Consider the following 605-nt stretch of genomic DNA (forward strand, 5'->3'; position numbering starts at 1 on the left):
CCTGCGGCCGATTCACGCTCTTGCCAACCAAAATATAAAATAATCAAACCCGCAACTAAAATAGCAAGTGATACAAATTTATTCATAAACACGTCTCCTATGAGATGTTGTTCTGCAATCCTTTCTAACTCATTTTTACTTTGTTTGTTGTTCTGTTTGTTGCTTTGTTTAACACACACTTTTCCAACTACCCCATCAGAGTAGTTGATGTTGACTGAAAGTAAAGTTTGCTCACCCATGTTTTCTTTTAATTAACAGTAAGCTACATTCATCTTCACTAGGGGTAGCGGTTATTCCCATTCCTTTACGTGCTGCTGAATGCTACCTGTAGCTATGCTTTTAGCCACTTCTTCGGCTAAACGATAGCCAGCATCAGTGGCCTGCTGCCAAAATTTTTGCCGAGCCGCTACATCTAAATTCGCAAAATCATGCCGATCTGGAATTTTGCCATACGGTAAAGCATCAACGAACGCCTGTGTTGGCATAATCACTACTGCGTTGCGCCAATTCTTGCCTGTGGTGCGGCGCTTGGTATTCTTATCAAACCACCCCGGTATCACCTCACGTTGAAAGTGTGGGTACAGAACTAACCCCGCTTGGTCATC

Annotated in this window: 2 pseudogenes; both read right to left on the reverse strand. The window is 42.8% G+C overall.

Annotated features, from left to right (window positions below):
- A pseudogene (locus VT06_RS18535) lies at positions 1 to 239 on the reverse strand (DUF3185 family protein); the annotation flags it as partial.
- 51 nt (positions 240 to 290) lie between these two features.
- Positions 291 to 605, reverse strand: a pseudogene (locus VT06_RS18690) (hypothetical protein); the annotation flags it as partial.

This window comes from Arsukibacterium sp. MJ3 (genome assembly GCF_000987765.1).
Taxonomy (GTDB): domain Bacteria; phylum Pseudomonadota; class Gammaproteobacteria; order Enterobacterales; family Alteromonadaceae; genus Alishewanella.